General features: G+C 70.6%; 2 protein-coding genes. Both read right to left on the bottom strand.

Annotated features, from left to right (window positions below):
• On the bottom strand, positions 1 to 460 hold a 460-nt coding region (locus HUK84_RS17570), incomplete at its 3' end, for a GNAT family N-acetyltransferase (protein WP_176641405.1).
• Positions 461 to 548: 88 nt separating this feature from the next.
• Positions 549 to 1,223: a TetR/AcrR family transcriptional regulator gene (locus HUK84_RS17575; RefSeq protein WP_176641406.1), complete on the bottom strand. Its 675-nt coding sequence runs from the start codon at positions 1,221 to 1,223 to the stop codon at positions 549 to 551.
• Positions 1,224 to 1,570 lie beyond the last annotated feature (347 nt).

Genomic DNA, 1,570 nt, shown 5'->3' on the forward strand with positions numbered 1-1,570 from the left:
CCAGCAGGCCGAACCCCGCCCTGGCATAGAACGGGGCATTCCAGGCGACGTCGCGGAAGGTGGTCAGGGTCAGCGACGCGATGCCGCGCGCGGCGGCCTGCCGGGCGGCGCAATCCAGCAGGCGCCGTCCCAGCCCTTTTCCCTGCCGGTCGGGGGCCACGGCCATCTGCCAGACATGCAGCACCTTCCGCCCGGCATCGGGGCCGCCGCCATCCTCGATGGCGATGCGGGCGGTCAGGAAGCCGATGGGGGATTCCCGGTGGGATTCCCGGGGGGCCGCCACCCAGCATGTCTCCTCGGCAATGGCGGCGCCGTGCGATTCGGCGGTCATCACCGCGTCGTCGGCGATCCAGGCCAGGTCGGGCAGGGTGCGGAACAGCGCGCCGGCATGCTGTTCCAGCAGCGGAAGGGCGGCGGCGTCCTCCCGCCGGGCCGGACGAATGACGATGGCGTCGGTCATGGCGGCGGCTGTACACCGTTGCCGGCCGAGACGCCAGCGACGGACGCGGCGTGGCGGCCGGATGGCAGGATCGTCGACGAGGGGGCCTTCAGGGCGTGGCCGCCGGTTCGGGGACGGGGGGCCCCTTGCCGGCGTCGAACGTGTTGAGGAAGACGCGCGTGATGGGGCGGGCGATCCGGGCGATGTCCTCGGCCTCGGCCGCGACGGGCAGTTGCAGGCGCTTTCGCGCCGTGATGCGGGTCTGGCACAGGGCATAGAACAATTCGGCGGCCAGCACCGGGTCCGGCACGTTCAGCACGCCTTCGTTCGTGCGGGCCGCCAGCCAGTCGGCGAAGACCGCGATCGCCCTCTGCGGCCCGACCTGCCAGAAGGTCTCGGCCAGGACGGGAAAGGTGGCGGCCTCGGACACCACGATGCGGTTCAGCATCAGCGACAGGGGCGACGTGGTCAGCCGGATCATCGCCGAGGCGATGCCGATCAGGGTCTCCTCGGGCGTGCGCTTCTCGCCGATGGTCTCGAACAGCAGGGGCAGCTTCTCGCAGGCGCTGCGGCGGACGAAGGCGGTGAACAGGGCGGCCTTGCTGTCGAAGTAATTGTACAGCGTGCCTTTGGACACCCCGGCCTCACGCGCGATCTGCGACATGCTGGCGCCCTCATAGCCGTGGGCGGCGAAGATTCGTGCCGCGCCCTCGATGATCTGCAGCCGCTTGGCGGCGGATGCTCCCGGCAGGTCCGGGGCATCGGGGGGCGGTAGCGGGGACATTGCGCGGGGCTCTCCTGCGGCCGGTGCTTTCCCCGTCGGAGACGGATTGACCCGCCGGGGAAAGCCGATAGGGTGTGGAACGATGACCGAACGGGTCGGTCAGTTGCGTTGGATGATGTCACAATGTGTTCCGCCATGTCGATAGTGCCCGCGATCGCGGCCGGCGGGCGGCACGGATGGGGCCGCAGCATGGGAACCATAGGATGACAAGGGGGCCGGCTGGTGCGTAGGGGATATTCTTGGCGGGTCGCGGTGCTGGCTGTATCGGCCGTGGCCAGCGGATGCGCCGTCGGGCCCGATTACCACAAGCCCGCGCCGTGGGCCCCGCCGCATTGGGCCGGGTCGGG

It is taken from the genome of Nguyenibacter vanlangensis (genome assembly GCF_013376155.1).
In the GTDB taxonomy this organism is placed as follows: Bacteria; Pseudomonadota; Alphaproteobacteria; order Acetobacterales; family Acetobacteraceae; genus Gluconacetobacter; species Gluconacetobacter vanlangensis.